Origin of the sequence: Streptomyces sp. NPDC047982, from assembly GCF_043204165.1 — a bacterium.
GTDB lineage: Bacteria > Actinomycetota > Actinomycetes > Streptomycetales > Streptomycetaceae > Streptomyces.
The window spans coordinates 400,240-419,003 of record NZ_JBIDBS010000001.1 but is presented as its reverse complement, the minus strand read 5'-3'; the positions used below and the strand labels follow the sequence as shown (position 1 = coordinate 419,003).

11 protein-coding genes and 2 pseudogenes are annotated in these 18,764 nt (G+C 71.7%); 10 read left to right on the top strand and 3 right to left on the bottom strand.

Going from position 1 to position 18,764, the window contains the following annotated elements:
• Positions 1-95: 95 nt before the first annotated feature.
• From ACGF2V_RS01845 to ACGF2V_RS01830, 4 genes and pseudogenes are all read left to right on the top strand, one after another.
• Positions 96-260: pseudogene (locus ACGF2V_RS01845) on the top strand (flotillin family protein); the annotation flags it as partial.
• 203 nt (positions 261-463) lie between these two features.
• Positions 464-934, top strand: coding sequence for a TrkA C-terminal domain-containing protein (locus ACGF2V_RS01840; protein WP_362619671.1), 471 nt, complete (start codon positions 464-466; stop codon positions 932-934).
• 2 nt (positions 935-936) lie between these two features.
• Entirely contained in the window at positions 937-2,205 is a 1,269-nt protein-coding gene (locus tag ACGF2V_RS01835; protein ID WP_362708825.1) for a cation:proton antiporter, read from the top strand.
• 281 nt (positions 2,206-2,486) lie between these two features.
• The gene (locus ACGF2V_RS01830; protein ID WP_362619667.1) at positions 2,487-2,942 is read left to right on the top strand and encodes a TerB family tellurite resistance protein; all 456 of its coding nucleotides are present in this window, start codon (positions 2,487-2,489) and stop codon (positions 2,940-2,942) included.
• Between the two features lie 160 nt (positions 2,943-3,102).
• Here ACGF2V_RS01830 and ACGF2V_RS01825 read toward each other — a convergent pair whose 3' ends face one another.
• Positions 3,103-4,173: a helix-turn-helix domain-containing protein gene (locus tag ACGF2V_RS01825; protein ID WP_362619665.1), complete on the bottom strand. Its 1,071-nt coding sequence runs from the start codon at positions 4,171-4,173 to the stop codon at positions 3,103-3,105.
• A gap of 290 nt (positions 4,174-4,463) precedes the next feature.
• Between ACGF2V_RS01825 and ACGF2V_RS01820 the strand changes: the two are divergent.
• The 3 genes and pseudogenes from ACGF2V_RS01820 to ACGF2V_RS01810 form a co-directional block, all read left to right on the top strand.
• Positions 4,464-5,087, top strand: a pseudogene (locus tag ACGF2V_RS01820) (hypothetical protein); the annotation flags it as partial.
• 489 nt (positions 5,088-5,576) lie between these two features.
• Positions 5,577-7,850 (top strand): flotillin family protein, encoded by a 2,274-nt coding sequence (locus ACGF2V_RS01815; protein ID WP_362619663.1) that lies wholly within the window; start codon positions 5,577-5,579, stop codon positions 7,848-7,850.
• Between the two features lie 142 nt (positions 7,851-7,992).
• Positions 7,993-13,011 carry a DNA repair ATPase gene (locus ACGF2V_RS01810; RefSeq protein WP_362708827.1) on the top strand — a complete coding sequence of 1,673 codons (5,019 nt, stop codon included), beginning with the start codon at positions 7,993-7,995 and terminating at the stop codon, positions 13,009-13,011.
• A 73-nt stretch (positions 13,012-13,084) separates the two neighbouring features.
• On the opposite strand, the gene ACGF2V_RS01805 is transcribed toward ACGF2V_RS01810, so the two are convergent.
• Positions 13,085-13,489 (bottom strand): hypothetical protein, encoded by a 405-nt coding sequence (locus tag ACGF2V_RS01805; protein WP_362619660.1) that lies wholly within the window; start codon positions 13,487-13,489, stop codon positions 13,085-13,087.
• Between the two features lie 261 nt (positions 13,490-13,750).
• Here ACGF2V_RS01805 and ACGF2V_RS01800 point away from each other — a divergent pair, with 261 nt between their 5' ends.
• Positions 13,751-14,653, top strand: coding sequence for a winged helix-turn-helix domain-containing protein (locus ACGF2V_RS01800; RefSeq protein WP_362619659.1), 903 nt, complete (start codon positions 13,751-13,753; stop codon positions 14,651-14,653).
• 24 nt (positions 14,654-14,677) lie between these two features.
• Here ACGF2V_RS01800 and ACGF2V_RS01795 read toward each other — a convergent pair whose 3' ends face one another.
• Positions 14,678-14,836 (bottom strand): hypothetical protein, encoded by a 159-nt coding sequence (locus ACGF2V_RS01795; protein ID WP_362619657.1) that lies wholly within the window; start codon positions 14,834-14,836, stop codon positions 14,678-14,680.
• A gap of 51 nt (positions 14,837-14,887) precedes the next feature.
• Here ACGF2V_RS01795 and ACGF2V_RS01790 point away from each other — a divergent pair, with 51 nt between their 5' ends.
• The gene (locus tag ACGF2V_RS01790) at positions 14,888-16,954 is read left to right on the top strand and encodes an NAD-binding protein (RefSeq protein WP_362708830.1); all 2,067 of its coding nucleotides are present in this window, start codon (positions 14,888-14,890) and stop codon (positions 16,952-16,954) included.
• A 384-nt stretch (positions 16,955-17,338) separates the two neighbouring features.
• Complete coding sequence (locus ACGF2V_RS01785; protein ID WP_362708832.1) at positions 17,339-18,685, top strand: hypothetical protein; 1,347 nt, start codon at positions 17,339-17,341, stop codon at positions 18,683-18,685.
• Positions 18,686-18,764 lie beyond the last annotated feature (79 nt).

The window sequence follows — 18,764 nt, the reverse complement described above, 5'->3', positions numbered from 1 at the left end:
TTCGCCGTCCACAGGGTGTGGACAGCGGCGGGGCGCCCCGAGCCGCAGGCGCGTACGTACTCCGCACACCGCCCGGCAGCGATCCGGCATGAAGCCAGGACATCACCACCGAGGGCTCCTGCCTCGAAGACCTCGGCCGTCCCGAGGCCGCCCGCGCCAAGCAGGAGGCGGACATCGCCGAGGCGAACGCCAAGCGCGCCTGGGAACAGGCCCGGCTGAAGGCCGCCGGGGAGATCGCCATCGCCGAGCGGACGTTCTACCGCGCCGCAACGAGAAGGCCCGCGCCAGGACGGGGGACGTACGACACCCCGGTCCGGACGGTTCGCCGATCCCGCCCCCGTGTCCCGCACCCCGCACCCCGTACCGAGGCGCCAGAGGCGGCGGAACCCTCCGGATAAGGTAATGCGCGGATAAAGAGTCACCAAGTGTGTCGATATGTCGCCACTTCCCTCGGGAGGAAGTCATGGGAACCCACCGCACCACGCTGCCCGGAGTCGGCGTCCAGTACGACTACACGACCGAGTCGGGTCAGCACATCTCCGTCGTCGTCCACCACGACGGGCGTCGGTTCATCGGCTTCTACGACCAGGACGATCCTGATTCGTGTTGTCTCTCGGTACCGCTGACACCGCAGGAGGCCACCGGCCTCGCGCACCTCATCGACGCGGCGCCCATCGACGCGGTACGCACCGAGGGCATCGACCTGGTCACCGAGCACATCCCGCTCGGGACGCGCTCCCCCTACGGCGGACGGCTGCTCGCGGACACCCGGGCGCGCAGCCGCACGGGGGCCTCGATCGTGGCGGTGCTGCGGACGTACAGCGCGCATCCGTCGCCCGGGCCGGACTTCCGGCTGGCCATCGGGGACACGCTCGTCGTCGTCGGAACCAGGGAGGGCGTCGACGCGCTCTCCGAGATCATCGCGGAGGGCTGACAGTGCATGACACGACCGCTTTGCTGGTGGAGCTCGGCTCCGTCATTCTGGGGCTGGGAATCATCGGGCGGTTCGCCGGGCGTATAGGTCTCTCGCCCATCCCTCTGTATCTGCTGGCGGGGCTCGCCTTCGGGGAAGGCGGGCTCCTGCCCCTCGGAGCCAGCGAGGAGTTCACCGCCGTCGGCGCCGAGATCGGCGTCATCCTGCTGCTGCTCCTGCTGGGCCTGGAGTACAGCGCCTCGGAGCTGGTGACCAGCCTCAAGACCCAGTACCCCTCCGGGGCCGTGGACTTCCTCCTCAACGCCACCCCCGGAGCGGTGGCCGCGCTGCTGCTCGGCTGGGGACCGGTCGGGGCGGTCGCGCTCGCCGGGGTCACCTGGATCTCGTCGTCCGGGGTGATCGCCAAAGTACTCGCGGACCTCGGACGGCTCGGGAACCGGGAGACGCCCGTCGTCCTCGGCGTCCTGGTCATCGAAGACCTGTCGATGGCCGTGTACCTGCCGCTGCTGACCGCGATGCTCGCGGGCGTGGGCTTCGCCGGGGGCAGCATGGCCCTGCTCATCGCACTCGGCACCGTCGGGTTCGTGCTCTATCTGGCCCTGCGCCACGGACGGCTGATCAGCCGGGCCGTGTCCTCCGAGAACCCGGAGATGCTGCTGCTCGTCGTGCTCGGGCTGACGGTCCTGGTGGCCGGTGTGGCACAGAAGTTGCAGGTGTCCGCGGCCGTCGGCGCGTTCCTGGTCGGCATCGCGCTCTCCGGTGAGGTCGCCGAGGGGGCACGCAAGCTGCTGACGCCGCTGCGGGACCTGTTCGCCGCCGTCTTCTTCGTGTTCTTCGGCCTCTCCACCGATCCGGCCGAGATCCCTCCGGTGCTGCTCCCGGCCGCGCTGCTGGCCGTCGTCACCGTCTTCACCAAGATCGCGACCGGCTGGTACGCGGCCCGCAGGGCCGGAATCGGTTCGAAGGGACGCTGGCGGGCCGGCGGAACGCTCGTCGCCCGCGGCGAGTTCTCCATCGTGATCGCCGGACTGGCCGTGGCGACCGAGCCCCGGATCGGCCCCATCGCCACCGCGTACGTCCTCATCCTCGTGATCGTCGGCCCGCTCACCGCCCGCTGGACCGAGCCGGTCGCGACCAAGGTCCGCAGTCGGCTCGGCCGTACCACCGACGCCCCGGCCACCGCGGGCGCCAGGAGCGGGAGCGGCGACGCCCCGGCGGCACCGGCCACCGCGCCCACGACGCGGGAGGGCGTCAGGGCCTGCGCCGAGTAGGAAGCGCGGCCGGAGGGCCGGCCGGGAATCATCCGGCACGACGAGGGCGGTGCGGCGCGGGGCGTCGCACCGCCCCCGCGCGTACGGCCTCGGACGGCGGGCCGTGCGCCCCCGGAATCCGAGCGGCCGCGGGGCACTTCCCCCGAGGCTCACTCGTTGCACTCAGTGCTGTTCACGGAACACGGAGAACACTCCGGTGAGCACCCTCCTGCTAACTTCTACACGCCTGTAGAGTTCAGTTGGTTCCGGCAACACAACGCAACGCAACATATGGAGACGACATGGCCCTGTGGGATCGGATCAAGGAATCCGCTTCGTCGATGCAGTCGCAGCTGGAAGCGAAGAAGAACGACCTGAAGAGCGGGGCATTCCGTGACGCGAGCATGGCCATGTGCGCCCTCGTCGCGGCCGCCGACGGTTCCGTGGACCCCTCCGAGCGCCAGCGTGTCGCCTCGCTGATCGCCTCCAACAACGTTCTGCAGAACTTTCCGGCGGACGACCTCCAGCGTCGATTCAACGACTACGTGAACAAGCTCACCGCCGACTTCGACTTCGGCAAGGTCTCCCTCCTCCAGGAGATCGGCAAGGCGAAGAAGAAGCCGGCCGAGGCGCGTGCCGTCGTCCAGATCGGCATCGTCATCGGCGGCGCCGACGGCGACTTCGACGCGTCGGAGCGGGCCGTCGTGCGCGAGGCGTGCTTCGCACTCGACCTCCCGCCGCACGAGTTCGACCTGTAGGGCCCGACTTCGGCCCTCTCCCCGGCGGACCGGTCACCCCGGCCCGCCCCGCGTACCGCCGGACGACCGCGGACCGGACGATCACCGGTCCGCGTCCGGCAGGCCGGGGGTGTTCAACTCCCCCGATGGGCACCCCCGGCCACTTTCCTCCGCGCCCGCGTCACAGCTCCTTGGCCGGCCAGTCCAGCAGCCGGGCGCCGATCACCGCCGTCTGCAGCGTGTAACGGTGCATCGGGTCCGCCGGATCGGCCCCGGTCAGCTGGTGGATCCGCTCCAGACGGTAGGTCAGCGCCCGCACGCTCAGCGACAACCGCCGGGCCGTCTCGGCGGCCACGCAGCCCGCGTCGAAGTAGGTGATGAGCGTGTTGAGCAGTGGCTCGGCCCCGCCGCGCGCCCGCTGGAGCGGGCCCAGCTGACCACGCACCAGGTCGGCCATGGCCTGCCGGTCCCGGGTCAGCACCGGGTAGACCAGCAGATCGGCGGCGTACAGCACCGGATCGTCCAGATCCATCCGCTCCGCGAGATCGAGCGCTTCGAGCGCCTCGTCGTAGGAGTGGACCACGCCCCCCGGGCCCGGATGCGGGCGGCCCACCGCCACCCGGCCGCCATCCGTCGCCGCGTGCGCCTGCTTGGCGAAGTGGCGCAGCACATCGGGCTGGCCGGCCGGCGCGATGCAGACCAGCCGCCCGTCCTTCGTCGTGATCAGGATCTTCCGTCCGCTGAACCGCGCGAGCAGCGCCGACTCGACCGTGCGGGGCACGGAGTCGGTCTCCGTGTACGCCTCCGGGCCGGTGGCCACCGCGACCGCGTGGGCACGGGAGAGCCGCAGCCCGAACCGGGTGGCGCGCTCGGCGAGCCGGCCCAGGTCGCTGCGCCCGTACAGCAGGTCGTCGATGAACTCCCGGCGCGCCGCCTCCTCCCGCCGCACGGTCAACCGCTGGGCCCGCTCGAACCCCTCGGCGAAGGCGTCGACGGCCTGCTCGACCGCGGCCAGCACGGAATCGGTCGTCGCGGCGTCGACGGAGGGGCCGCACGGCCAGTGGGCGCGGGTCGCCGCGAGATGAAGGCCGACCAGGGCGCGTATCTGAAAACCCGCCTCGGCGGCCCGTCGCCCCATGACCCGACGGGCGTCCAGCTCGTCCCGGGTCAGCCGACGGCCGGTGGCGGCGACCTCGGCCAGGATGCGGGCATACTCACCCAGATATTCGTCGGGAATCTCCGGCGCGGTCACACGTACCCCTCACTTCTTGCCACTTCTTGCACTTCTTGACGAGACTCTGGCGCTCATCGAACACCACGCGACCCTGCCGGTGCCCGGCATCAGGAATGCATAAAGATTGCCGGATTCCGGCAGTGCGATCCCGAGGCCCCGACTGGCACGATCGGCCCCAGCACCACGGGGGAACACGGGGGAACCACGGGGGACGGCCCGGCCGTCGCGGCACCGCCATGCGCGGGCCGCGGCGCCGAGGTCACCCCTCGCCACCACCGGGCCCCGCCAGGACACACAAGGGTGGACCGATGCAGGAATTCCTGAGCGCGGCGACTGCCTTTCCGGCCGTACTGTTCGCAACCGCGCTGGCCGTGGTCGTCTTTTTCTGGCTGCTCGTGCTGGCGGGTGGCGCCGACCACCACACCTTCGACGGGGACCTGGACACCGGCCTGGCCGGGATCGGCGGAGTGCCGGTCACCGTCTCGGTGTCCGTGATGGTCGTCGTCGGCTGGTTCACGAGCCTGACCGGTACCGTCCTGCTGCATCGCGGCGGGGCCACCGGCACCCTCCGCGCGGTGCTCGCCTGCGCCGTGCTCGTCGGGTCGCTCCTGATCGCCTGGACCGTCACGCGGGCACTGGTGAGTCTGCTGCGCCGCCGCCTGCCGGAGGCGCCTCCTCCGTCGCGGCAGGACTTCCTCGGCCGGGTCTGCACGATCCGTACCGGCTGCGTGAGTTTCGACTTCGGTCAGGCCGAGGTCGTGGCGGACGACGGTTCCACCGCGATCGTCCAGGTCAGGCTGTTGAGTCCGCCGGACGGGCCGCTGCTCGTCGCGGGCAGTGCGGGGCTGCTGTACGCGTACGACGACGACGGCGAGTTCTTCTGGGTCTCGCCGTACGACAGGGCCCTCGATCCGGGCCCGCCGGGTCGGCCCGGGCAGCCCGAGCAGCCGAGGCGGCTTGAGCGGTTGGAGCGGCCGGAACGGCCGAGGTCGCAGGTTCCGCCCGGATCGCGCGGCGCCGGTCGCCCGGTCGCCCTGCCCGGTGCGTGTCGTACCGCGCCCCACTCCGGCTGACAGTTCGGCCATACCTCCGACGAGTCGTCCGGTCCGCCGGCCGTACGGTCCGCCGCTGCGCCGCGCCCGAGCACGCCCGGGGCCTGACGCGCAGGATGACTCGCGGGATACCTCGCAGGATGCCTCGCGGAACGCCGTGTCGACCGCGACCGTCCACCGCCGGACTCGTTCCGACGAGACCGCACCGCACCGAACGTAACCGAACACCACCGAACGTGACTGATTGAAAAGAACGCAAGGGACCGACCGGGACTGAACGGGCCCGCACGGGGCCACCGGCCGAACGGGCCGGTCCGTCCCCCTCCCCTCTCCTCCCTCCGCCTTCCGCACCAGCCGTCAAGGACTGCCATGGATGCCATCACCCTGGGCTTCGGCGTACTCGTAGCCGTCGTCCTGCTCATCGCCGTCGCCCTCCTCCTCGTCATCAGCCGGCTCTTCCGCAAGGTCGAGCAGGGCAAGGCGCTGATCATCTCCAAGACCAAGAAGGTCGATGTCACCTTCACGGGGGCCGTCGTACTGCCGGTGCTGCACAAGGCCGAGTACATGGACATCTCGGTGAAGACGATCGAGATCCGCCGTACCGGGCGCGAGGGCCTGATCTGCAAGGACAACATCCGGGCCGACATCCACATCAACTTCTTCGTACGCGTCAACAAGACCGTCGAGGACGTCATCAAGGTCGCCCAGTCCATCGGCACGCAACGGGCCAGCGACAAGGTCGCGATCCAGGAGTTCTTCGGCGCGAAGTTCGCCGAGGCGCTCAAGACGGTCGGCAAGCAGCTGGACTTCGTCGACCTGTACACCAAGCGCGAGGAGTTCCGGGACCGGATCATCCGGGTCATCGGCACCGATCTGAACGGCTACCACCTGGACGACGCGGCGATCGACTTCCTGGAGCAGACGCCCATGGCGCAGCTCGACGGCGCCAACATCCTCGACGCCCAGGGCATCCGCAAGATCACCGAACTGACGGCGATCGAGCACGTGCGCACCAACGAGTACCAGCGCACCGAGGAGAAGGAGATCACCCGGCAGAACGTCGACTCCCGGGAGACGATCCTGGAGCTGGAGCGCCGGCAGGCCGAGGCCGAGATCAAGCAGCGCCGCGAGGTCGAGACGCTGCGGGCCCGCGAGGAGGCGGCGACCGCGAAGGTCCAGGAGGAGGAGCGGCTGAGCGCCCAGGCCGCGTTCATCCGTACCGAGGAGCAGCTCGGCATCCAGCGCGAGAACCAGGCCCGGGAAATCGCCGTCGCGCAGAAGAACCGCGAGCGGGTCATCGCCGTGGAGAACGAGCGCATCGAGAAGGACCGGCTGCTCGAGGTCATCGGGCGCGAGCGGCAGACGGAGCTCGACCGGATCGCCGCGACCAAGGAGGTCGAGGCCGAGCGCCGCGAGGTCGCGGACGTGATCCGGGAGCGCATCGCCGTGGACCGGACGGTCGCGGAGCAGGAGGAGTCCATCAAGACGCTGCGGGCCGTCGAGGAGTCGGAGCGCACCCGCAGGTCGGTCATCATCGCCGCCGAGGCGGAGGCCCAGGAGAAGCTGGTCAAGGACATCAAGGCCGCCGAGGCGGCGGAGGCCGCGGCCGCCCACCTGGCCGCCGAACAGCTCACGCTCGCCGAGGCCCGGCTGAAGACCGCCGACCTGGACGCCCAGGCGAAGCTGCGGCTCGCGGAGGGTGTCCAGGCGGAGTCCGCGGCGGCCGGACTCGCGGAGGTCCGGGTGCGGGAAGCGGCGGCCGAGGTCATCGAGAAGACCGGTCTCGCGGAGGCCGAGGCCACGTCCGCCCGGCTCAGGGCCGAGGCGGAGGGCGCCAGGCTCAAGGCCCTCGCGGAGGCGGAGGGCACCCAGGCCCGGGCGACGGCCGACGCGGCGATGATCGGCGAGAAGCTGAAGGCCGAGGCGGCCGGGCTCACCGAGAAGGCGGCGGCGATGGCGGCGCTGGACGACGCCTCGCGCGGGCACGAGGAGTACCGGCTGCGGCTCGCCGCCGAGAAGGAGATCCGGCTGGCCGGGCTCGACGTACAGCGGCAGGTCGCTCAGGCGCAGGCGACGGTGCTGGCCACGGGACTGGAGAACGCCGACATCGACATCGTCGGCGGGGAGTCGGTCTTCTTCGACCGGCTGGTCTCCTCCATCTCGATGGGCAGGAGCCTGGACGGGTTCGTCGAGAACTCGGACACGGTGAAGGCCCTGGCCGGGCCGTGGCTGGACGGCACGTCCTCGTTCACGGACGACCTGACCCGGATGGTGGGTTCGGTGACCACGGGGGACGTACGGAACCTGACGGTGTCGGCGCTGCTGACGCGGCTGATGCGGGCACCCGGGGCCAAGATCGCGCCGGAGCAGGTGCGTCACCTGCTGGCCGCCGCCCGGGAGTCGGGCCTCGCGGACCTGCCGGTCGCGGCACTGACGGGGGCCGTCGGGGCGGCGGGGACCGCGGGTACGAATGCCGGGGGCGCCCGGACCGGGGAGGCCGGCACGGATGCCGGGGCCAAAGTGGCCCGTACGGGTGCTGCGGAGGTCGGTACGGGTGCCGGAGGCGCCGTGAGCGCCACGGAAGCCGGGGCGAGCGGATCGGACGTACGCGCCGCGCGGAACGGGGCGGCTCCGGTCGCGTAGCCCGCTCGTCCGGATCCCGCCGGTCGGGCCCCGCACACCGCACCGACCGGCCACCCCGCGCCACCGACCGCACCCGCACCACGGGCGCTCGGCCCACACACGGACGCCCCGCACACCGCACACCTCACAGGGAGCCGTACGCATGGACACCGACACCACGACCGCATCGCCCGCCGGCGGCCCCGTGGACGCGGGGACGTACGACGTGCTGCGGCGCCGGCTCCACGACCGGGCCGCCGCTCTCGCGGCCCGCGCCGAGGCGCTCAACGCCCGCCGCACCGAGGAGTTCGGTTCGACCGAACTCCGGCTCACCGGCACCGAGCGGATCCACACCGCTCAGGCGTGCGTGCCCCGCGACCTGGTGGCCGTGGGCGGGCGACTCCTCTTCGGCTTCGAGCGGGGCCCCGGGGCGGCGGACCCGGCCGGGGTGAGTGACGTACTGACTCTGTACGGCCCCGAGTTGACGCATCCGGACACGGCCCGTGACCCGGTCTCGGACGCGAAGGCGGACCGGCCCCCCGGCTCGACGCCCGTCCCGTCCCCGGCCCCGGCCACGGCCGGCCTGCTCGACGACGAGGGCTTCGTCCGCGAGTTCACCACCCTGCACCGCTACTACCGCGACGCCCGCCTGCTGCGGCTGCGCCGCGTGGACGGGAAACTGCTCGCCGTCTTCCGTACCGGCGAGAACGCCGACGGCATCCGGGTGCTGCGCTGGGCGCTCGGCCCCGACGGCTCGCCCGGCGCGTTCCTCGACGCGCGCGGCGACCGCGACCATGTCTTCCCGCCCTCGCACGGCTTCACCTGGACGGTCGCGGGACGCGAGTCCCACGTCCCGGGCCGGCATCCGCACATCGCCATCGGCACGGACGCGGACGGCCCGGGGGGCGGCGTCCTCTTCGTCGACACCCTCGGCGGCACCCTCACCGTCAAGACGGTCAACGACACCGACACCCCCGACGGGATCTACGAGGAACCGGTCGCCGAACCCCTCCAGTCCCTCGCCGACGCCGACGTCGAGCACGCGACCATCGGTCCCCTGGTCCTGCTCCGCGTCCGCCCGTACAACGAGGAGCACTGGCGGTACCTGGTCTTCAACACCCTGCTCGGCAGCGTGACCCGGCTCGACGGCATCGGTCCCGCCTGCCACCGGCTCCCGGAGGACCAGGGGATCATCTTTCCCGGCGGCTACTACCTCACCACCGGCACCGCGAAGACCTTCGACGTCGCCGACCCGCTCACCGACCCGGTCTTCGAGGGCGCCGTCCGCTCCCCCAACGGGGAGGACGTCCTCTACGTCTTCCGCTCCCCCGACGACGGCCGCAGCCTGCTCCTCCCGTACAACCTGATCCGGCAGGAGGTCGCCACCCCGCTCCAGGGGCGCGGCCACGCCCTGCTCGACGACGGCACGCTGATCCTGCTGAAGGCCGGTGCCGGGGGCGACGAACCGGCCCGCGTCCACCCGGTGCAGCGCTGGCGGACCCCGTACGTCTCCGACACCCACGCCGCCTCCCGCCCCGCCGGGACGGGCCCGCTCGCCCGGATCGGCAATGCCGATCTGGTGCGCGGCGTCTCCGACCTGCTGGCGCTCGCGCACAGCACCGAACAGATCACCGGCACCACTCCCACCACCGCCGGATACGCGCGACTGGTCGCCGACTGCACCCGTGCCGCCGACCGCTACCACTGGCTGGCCGACCCCGAACTGGGCGGGCTGGACGCCCCGTTGACCGAGCTGCGGGAGACGGCGCAGCAGATCGTCGGAGAGTTCGAGACGGTACGGGAGCTGACCCGGCAGGCCGCGGACGCGCTGACCGAGACCGCCGACCGGATCACCGCGCTCGTCCGCCGCGTCCGTGGCGAGGCCCCGCGCTCGGCCGCCGACTGGGTCGAGCAGCTCACCGAACTCCGGCGCGTTCAGGGACACGTGGCGACCCTCGCCGAGATGCGGTACGCGGACACCGAGCGGATCGCCGAACTGACCGCCGCCACCGCCGAGGACATCGAGTCGGCGGGACGGCGCGCCGTCGCGTTCCTCGCCCGGGACGACGCGTTCGCGGGCCACCACGCCGACATCGCCCGTCTGACCGACGAGGCGTCCGCGCTCACCACCGTCGTCGACGCCGCCGCCCTGGGCGACCGGCTGACCGGGATGACGGAGGGACTGAGCACCGTCACGGACGTGGTCGCCGGGCTCGACATCGGTGACGCCACGGTCCGTACGTCCATCCTGGAGCGGATCGCGGAGGTCCTCGGCGGAATCAACCGGGCCCGGGCCACCCTCGACGCGCGCCGCCGCGAACTCCTGGAACACGAGGGGCGGGCCGAGTTCGCCGCCGAGTTCGCCCTGCTCGGACAGGCCGTCACCGGGGCCTTGGCCGCCGCCGACACACCGGACGCATGCGACGATCAACTCTCCCGATTGCTCCTCCAGTTGGAGAACCTGGAGTCGCGGTTCGCGGAGTTCGGCGACTTCCTCGCCGAGCTGGCCGAGCGCCGCACGGAGGTGTACGAGGCGTTCTCGGCCCGCAAGCAGACCCTCCAGGACGCCCGGGCCCGCCGGGCGGAGCGGCTGGCGGACTCGGCGGCCCGGGTCCTGGAGACGGTCTCGCGGCGGGTGGCCGCCCTGCCCGACCCGGACGCCGTGCACACCTACTTCGCCTCCGACCCGATGGTCGCGAAGATCCGCCGCACCGCGGACGAGCTGCGGGAACTCGGCGATCCGGTGCGCGCCGAGGAACTGGACGGGCGGTTGCTGGCCGCCCGGCAGGAGGCCGGACGGGCGCTGCGCGACCGGGGTGAGCTGTACGCGGACGGCGGCTCCGTGATCCGGCTGGGCCGGCACCGGTTCGCGGTGAACACCCAGCCGTTCGACCTGACGCTCGTCCCGCACGGGGACGCGCCGGCGTTCGCGCTGACCGGCACCGACTACCGGTCCCCGGTCGCCGACCCGGACTTCGCGGCGGCCCGTCCGTACTGGGACCAGACGCTGCCCTCCGAGTCCCCGCGCGTCTACCGCGCCGAGCACCTGGCCGCCCGGCTCCTCGACGAGCACGGCGCGGACGCCCTGACCGCCCTGGACCCGGCCGAACTCACCGCGCTGGTACGGAAGTCGGCGGCAGTCGCGTACGACGAGGGTCATCAGCGCGGGGTTCACGACGAGGACGCCGCCGCGATCCTCACCACGCTGCTCGAACTCCACGCCGGGGCCGGGCTGTTGCGTTTCCCGCCCGCCGTACGGGCGGCGGCCCAGCTGTTCTGGGCGTACGGCACGGACGAGGCCCGGCGCACCTCCTGGACCCGGCGTGCCGTCTCACTGGCCCGCGCCCGGGAGACGTTCGGACTCGCGCCCGCCGTCGCGGCCCTCCAGGAGGAGTGGGCCGATGTCATGGGCGCGGCGTCCGAGTCCGCTACCGGCCCCGGCACGCCCGCTCCCCGGGCCGTGGCCGCGTATCTCTTCGAGGAGCTGACCGGCGGCCCCGACGGATTCGTCACGAGCGCCGCCGTCCGCACGTTCCTCGACACGTTCCGCCGCGCCGTGGGCTCCTCGGCGTACGACGAGGACCTGGCGGCCCTCCACGACGACCTCCCCGCCCGCCGCCAGCTGGCCGAGGGCTGGCTCGCCTCGTACGCGGCGGCGAGCGGCGCCGGCATCGAGCCGGGCGACCTCGCGGAGGCCGTCGCCGTGGAACTGTGCCCGGAGCCGGTGCTCGCCCGCTACGACTGCGCGGCGCCGCTCAGCGCGACCGTGGACGGCCTGCGTGGCACCCATCCTCGTGTCGACCGGGGCCGGCTGACCGTACGGCTGGACGAACTCCTCGCCCGTACCGCCGAGTTCCGCGCCACCACCGTCCCCGGCTTCCGCGCCTACCAGCGCCTGCGCACCGAACTCGTGGCCGCCGAACGCGCCCGGCTGCGGCTGGACGACCACCGGCCGCGCGTGATGTCGGCGTTCGTGCGCAACCGGCTGCTGGACGAGGTGTACCTGCCGTTGATCGGTGACAGTCTCGCCAAGCAGCTCGGCACCGCCGACGCCGACCGGCGCACCGACTCGCAGGGCCTGCTGCTGCTCGTGTCACCGCCCGGCTACGGCAAGACGACACTCATGGAGTACGTCGCCGACCGGCTCGGGCTGGTCCTCGTCAAGGTCAGCGGGCCGAACCTCGGCCACGACGTGACCTCCCTCGACCCGGCGCAGGCCCGGACCGCGACCGCCCGCCAGGAGGTCGAGAAGATCAACTTCGCGCTGGAGGCGGGCAACAACACCCTGCTCTACCTGGACGACATCCAGCACACCTCGCCCGAACTGCTCCAGAAGTTCATTCCGCTGTGCGACGCCACCCGCCGCGTCGAGGGCGTGCGGGACGGCGAGCCGCGCACCTACGACCTGCGGGGCAAGCGGTTCGCGGTGTGCATGGCGGGCAACCCGTACACCGAGTCGGGGGCACGGTTCCGGATCCCGGACATGCTCGCCAACCGGGCCGACGTGTGGAACCTCGGCGAGGTGCTGACCGGCCGCGAGGACGTCTTCGCGCTGAGCTTCGTCGAGAACGCGCTGACCGCCAACCCGTTGCTGGCCCCGCTGGCCGGGCGCTCCCGCGAGGACCTGGCGCTGTTCGTGCGGCTCGCCTCCGGGGACGGGGCGGCCCGCCCGGACCGGCTCGAACACCCCTACGCGCCCGCCGAGGTGGAGCGGATCACGGCGGTGCTGCGCCATCTGCTGACCGCCCGGGACACCGTGCTGGCCGTGAACGCCGCGTACATCGCGTCCGCCGCGCAGACCGACGAGTCCCGCACCGAGCCGCCGTTCCGGCTCCAGGGCTCGTACCGCAACATGAACAAGATCGCCGAGCGGATCCTGCCGGTGATGAACGACGCCGAACTGTCGGCCGTCATCGACGACCACTACGCCGGGGAGGCCCAGACGCTGACCACGGGCGCCGAGGCCAACCTGCTGAAGCTCGCCGCACTGCGCGGCCGGCTCACCGCGCGTCAGGCCGCGCGCTGGGCCGAGATCACCGCCTCCTACGTCCGTACGCAGAGGCTGGGCACCCCGGACGACGACCCCCTGGGGCGCGCCGTCGCCGCGCTGGGGCTGCTCGCGGACCGGATCGCGGCGGTGGAGTCGGCGATCGTCCGCGTCGCCGACCCGGGGTCGCCGTAGTAACGGCCGCAGAAACAAGGGGCGCGTAACGGTCCGCCGACGGAGTCGGTCGGACCGTTACGCAAGATCGAGGTCAGGGGATCGTCACGTACGGGCTGCTGTAAGCAGTGCCGCCGCTGTGCATTACCACCTTGCAAGACCCCTGGTTGCCCACCGAGAAGACGAAGCTCTTCCTCTGGCCTGCCGAGATGGAGAAGGAGCCGTTATCCCATTTCGTGTAGCCATTCGCGCACACCAGTTGGAACCGTGCGGTCACCGTGGGACCGGCCCACTTGTTGTAGGCCGCGTCATAGCCGTTGGGAGAACCCGAGATGCCGGTAGCGCACACTTCGCCATTTCCGATGTTCGTACACTTCGTCGGGCCGTAGCCGAGGGCGCTGCTCGTTCCGGCCTGAGCCTCGGCCGCGGAGAAGGCGGTCAACGACACGGCGGCACAGACTGCGAGCACCAGAGAGCTGAATCCACGACGCGCAATCACTCGTTGGTCCTTTCGTTGGTGGGATCTCGCGTGCACTGATTGAGACGGCCTCTCGCTCATTGCGATACAGATTGGCCTCAGGCGAGAGCCGTCGCCAGTTTTTTCCGTTCTGGCGTAAAAGTGCTGGTCACGAGGGTGTGGGCCGTGCAGACTGGCCGAAAGCGGGGTGTCGAATCGGAGGCCGTGGTGCTTCGGGTGCATTTCACTGGTGATGACCTGTCACGGGTTCGATTCACCGAAGGACCTGATCCGTTGTGGGAGATGGTGCTCAGCCTCACCCTGCTGGGCACGGCCCGGGGCCGGGCCGTCTTCGACCCCTGGCGCGCACGAGCCCGAGTGGGACTGAGCCGATTACCCCGGTGGCAGTTGCAGGTGCTGCGCTACCTGGCCCCTCCGATCGGCGACTTCCCCGACTTCCTCACCCCGCAGGAGGCATCCCAGGGAGTGGAGGCGGGCATCAAGGCAGTGCTGACCACACCGCGTCATCGACTGCGCCAAGAACTGGCGATTCTGCCTGGCAGGCCGTCGTGGGCCCGGCCGCTGGCCGACGGTCAGCCGGAGGCACTCGCCGACCTCGGGCGGGCGCTCCGCGGCTACTACCAGACCGCGATCGCTCCCTACTGGCCACACATGCAGGCCCTCGTCGACGCTGAGCGGGCCGTACGCGCCCGGGCTCTGCTCGACCACGGAAGCCAGGGACTGCTGAGCACCCTGGGACCGACCATGCGCTGGAAGCCGCCCGTACTGGAGGTGGACTACCCCCGCGAGCGCGACATCCACCTGGACGGACGGGGCCTGGTGCTGGTGCCCTCGGCGTTCTGCTGGCGCACCCCGGTCACCCTCATAGACCCCAGCCTCCGCCCGGTACTGGTCTACCCGCTCACCCTGGGACCGGGCTGGACCGGTCTCACCAACACTCCCGGTCCCAGGTCCCTGGCCAATGTCCTCGGACCCACCCGAGCCGCCTGTTTACGTGTGATCGAGGACGGCTGCACCACCGGAGAACTGGCCCGCCGTATCGGCGCCGCCGCACCCACGGCCAGCCGGCACACCACCGCCCTCCGCGAGGCGGGCCTGATCACCTCCACCCGCCACGGCAACACCGTTCTCCACACCCTCACTCCCCTGGGAGCAGCCCTCCTCCGAACCAACCCCACTCCATAGCCGCCCGTCCCTCCTCTGGTCAGGTCAGGTCCGGTCCGGGCGGCGAGGCCGCAGGGGCCGGTAGCCGGCCCGGTCGAGCTCGGCGCGTTCGGTGTCGACCTCGATGGTGACCGTGCCGAAGCAGTTCACGTTCTCGCTGTGGGCCGGGCCCCGCAACGCGCCCCGCGCCGGGCCCTGTGTCACACGAAGATCACTGACTGCCCGAACGGGTCGAACGACGGAGGCCGGCAAGGCATGCTGGGGCGCGTGTCCACACTTCCCCAGCAGACCCAACGCACCTGGTCCGGCGGCCACATGGTGGTCTGCGGCGACGACACCCTCGCCCGTCGGCTCGCGGTGGAACTGCGGTACGTGTACGGCGAACGCGTCACGCTGCTGCTCCCGCCGGGACGCGACGCGCGCCGCCCGGAGCTGCCGCTGACCGGGCGCGGGCGGGCCGCCACGCTGTTCGGCCGGATGTCGGCGGCGATGAACCGCAACCTGGGCGGCCTCGGCGGCGCGAGCGCCCCGGGCGGCGATCCGGCCGGCGACAGCGACAGCTCGGGCGCTGTGACCATCGGCGGCTCCGGTGTCCTGACCGTCGACAGCTCCGACACCAACGCCGGGGTCGAGGCCGTGCGCATCCTGGAGACGTCGGAGCCGTCCGACGAGGCGTTCGAGGAGGCGGGCGTCGACTCGGCCGCCGCGCTGGCCCTGGTCTACGACGACGACGAGCGCAACATCCGCGCCGCGCTGACCGCCCGCCGCCTCAACCCCCGCCTCCGGCTGGTGATCCGGCTCTACAACCGCAAGCTGGGCCAGCATCTGGAGACTCTGCTCGACCAGGCCGCCGCCGTCGCCGTACCCGGCCTCGACCCGGCGGAGCTGGACACCTCCACCACCGTCCTGTCCGATGCCGACACCGCCGCGCCCGCCCTCGCCGCGACCGCGCTCACCGGCTCCAGCAAGATCATCCAGGCGGAGGGCCTGCTGCTGCGCGCCGCCGAGCGCACCCCGCCCGGGGACGGCGGGATCGCCGACCCCGGCCTGTGCACCCTCGCCCTGTTGTCCTCCACCACCCACAACCCGGCGGGCACCGAGGGCTCCGACAGCAGCGGCGCCGAAGGGCCTCAACTCCTCCCGGACGCCCGCCAGGTGGCGACGGCCACGGGCCGCGGCACCGTCGTCCTGGAGACGGTGAGCCGGGCCGACCCGGCCGCACCGCCGCCCCGGATGGGGGGCAGGGGCGCGCCGCTGAGCCGGATCTTCTCGCGGCGGCTGCGCTGGTCCGCGCTGGGTGTCGGCCTGTCCGTCGTCGCCCTGGCCGTCGCCTCGACGCTCACCACCGGCGACGACCCACTGCACGCCGCGTACCTCACGCTCCTGGACCTGTTCGCGATGGGCGACCCGGCGACCGGTGCATCGACCGCCCGTCAACTCATCCAACTGCTCTCGGGCGTGGCCGGGTTGATGCTGCTCCCGCTGCTCGTGGCGGCCGTCCTGGAAGCCTTCGGCTCGCTGCGCACGGCATCGTCCCTGCGCCGCCCGCCCCGGGGGCTCTCCGGCCATGTGGTGCTGCTCGGCCTCGGCAAGATCGGTACGCGGGTCCTCGTCCAACTGCGCGAGATGGGCGTCCCCGTGGTGTGTGTGGAGGACGACCCCGACGCGCGCGGAATCCCCGTGGCCCGGCGGCTGCACGTGCCGGTGGTCATCGGCGACGTCACGCAGGAGGGCGTGCTGGAGGCGGCGAAGATCCACCGCTCCCGTGCCCTGCTGGCGCTGACCAGCATCGACACCACGAACCTGGAGGCGGCTCTCTACGCCCGCTCGGTCAAACCGGATCTGCGCGTGGCGCTGCGGCTGTTCGACGACGAGTTCGCGACCGCGGTCTACCGCACTCTGCGCACCGCCCACCCCCATGCGGTCACCCGTTCCCGGTCCGTCTCGCACCTGGCCGCCCCGTCCTTCGCGGTGGCCATGATGGGACGTCAGATCCTGGGCGCCATACCGGTGGAACGCAAGGTCATGCTGTTCGCGGCGGTCGAGGTGGCGGGGCATCCCCAACTGGAGGGCCGCACGGTGGAGGAGGCGTTCCAGGCGGGCGCGTGGCGGGTGCTGGCCCTGGACGCCACGCCGCCCCAGGACCGCCGACCGGACCTGGCCTCCCCCTTCGCCGACGACCCGAGCCGCCCCTCGGGGCTGGTGTGGGACCTGCACCCCGGGTACGTGCTGCGCCCCGAGGACCGGGTGGTGATCGCGGCGACCCGCCGCGGGCTGGCCGAACTGCTGCGCAGGCGGCGCCCCGTGGCACCGCGGTCATAGCCGGGGTGTGAGCGCCGGCCCAGCAGATGCGATGCGGGGCGCCGACCGCCCGGAGCGGGTCCGGCGGTCGCCGGCCCCGTGACGCGCGAACCGGTCGGCCCGCGCCGTACGCACCCCATGTCCCGCGCGCGCTCCGCCCGGCACCCGTGGTGCCGCCGCTGGTCGAGGTGGGGATCGAGCACTTGACGACCGGCGTCGGCCGGGCGCTGCCGCACGTCTGCCCGGCCGCGGTACTCGCCGCCGCGGCAGGGCCGCCCTGTCGAAGCGGGCTCGGCGCGGTCCACATCCCCTCCTGCGAAACCACTGCCCAGGGGGTGTTATAACGACGTTTTGTTGATCTTGTGGGGGCCGGATCACGGGCACCCCCATACCTGAGGGGCACGGATGAAGTCTGTGACGAAGGCCGTCGTCACCGTGGTGGCGGCCGGGATGCTGGCAGCCTGCGGTGGAAGCGGCGGTGGAGGCAGCGGTGACAGCGCGGGGAAGGGCTCCACGCCGAGCGCCGAGAAGTCCCCAAAACCGGCGGTAAGGGCACCGAAGGAGTTCGACACGTCCAAGGGCTGGCACCAGACCGTCAGTTGGCCGGACGACGACAAGACAAAACTGCCGGTGGGAGCCGCGCCCGAGGCGGGCGTCGTCGCCTTCCTCCAGAAGAAGGGCGAGAAATACGTCGTCGAGACCCGCGAGGCCGCCACCGGCGCGCTGCGCTGGAGCAGTCAGCCCTGGCAGCCTCCGGCCCCGGGCAAGAACGTGGCCCCGGACTCGTCGCACCTCCCGCAGCTCCTCGTCGTGAACCAGGACGACCGCGAGTACATCGCCGTCTGGGCGTGGGCGCCCTCCTTCACGGAAGACGACACGTTCTCCCTCCTCCTCTTCCCGGCGGACTCCTCCGGGAAGGAGATCTCTCCGGCCCGCACCTTCTCCATACCGATGCCTTCCCATGGCAAGCCGAGGGTCGTCGACGGCGGGAAGGGGATCCTGGTCCTCTGGGAGGAAAGAATTCCAAACGCAGACCGCACTACGGCGATCGACTTGTCGAAGGGCCGCATCACGAAGTACGACACGGTGGAACTGCCTTGCGGTGACGACGACCCCTTGCCCTGCAAGGGCCCGGTGGAAGCACTCTCCCCGGACGGTCCGGTCGTGCAACTCCCGGTCTACGGTGGTTTCGGTGTCCCCGGCGCCTGGCGCTCCGGCGACGCCGTTCCCCCGGGCAGCAAGATACAGACCAACAAGTATGAAAGCGGCCACATGCGGGAGGTCCTCGACAGGTACGTCCTGTCCAGTTGGTTCTCCGAGAGTGGGCACGGATCGGTGGATGCCGTGCATGACCTGAAGTCCGGAAAACTGCTGGCGTCCGTGGTGTGCTCATCGGATTCGGACGGCGACTCCGCCGGTGACGCCCTGTCGCCCGACGGTCGCTACGTCGTTTCGGACACCGTTGCCCTGGACCTCGAACAGGGCAAGGGGTACTGCTTCGAGGAGAACGACGACAGGAAGGACATCCACCTGGCGTCCATAGCCGACGGCATCGCATACGGCTACACCCGGCCGACCGGCGAATCCGAAAAGGTGCCGGTCACCGTCACGATCGACACCGGACAGGTCAAGGCTCTGCCCCAGGGCACCGAGATCCCGTCCCTGTTGCTGCCGGACGTCGGAGGGTTCTCGCTGAAGCTGGCGGACGGCAAGGGGCAGGGGCGGCAGTTCATCTTCCACCCTCGCCGCTGACCTCACCGCGCGGATATCCCGCCCGAACGCAGGTGGGCGCGGCCGGAGGCCCGGTTGCGCCCACCATCGACAGCCAGGG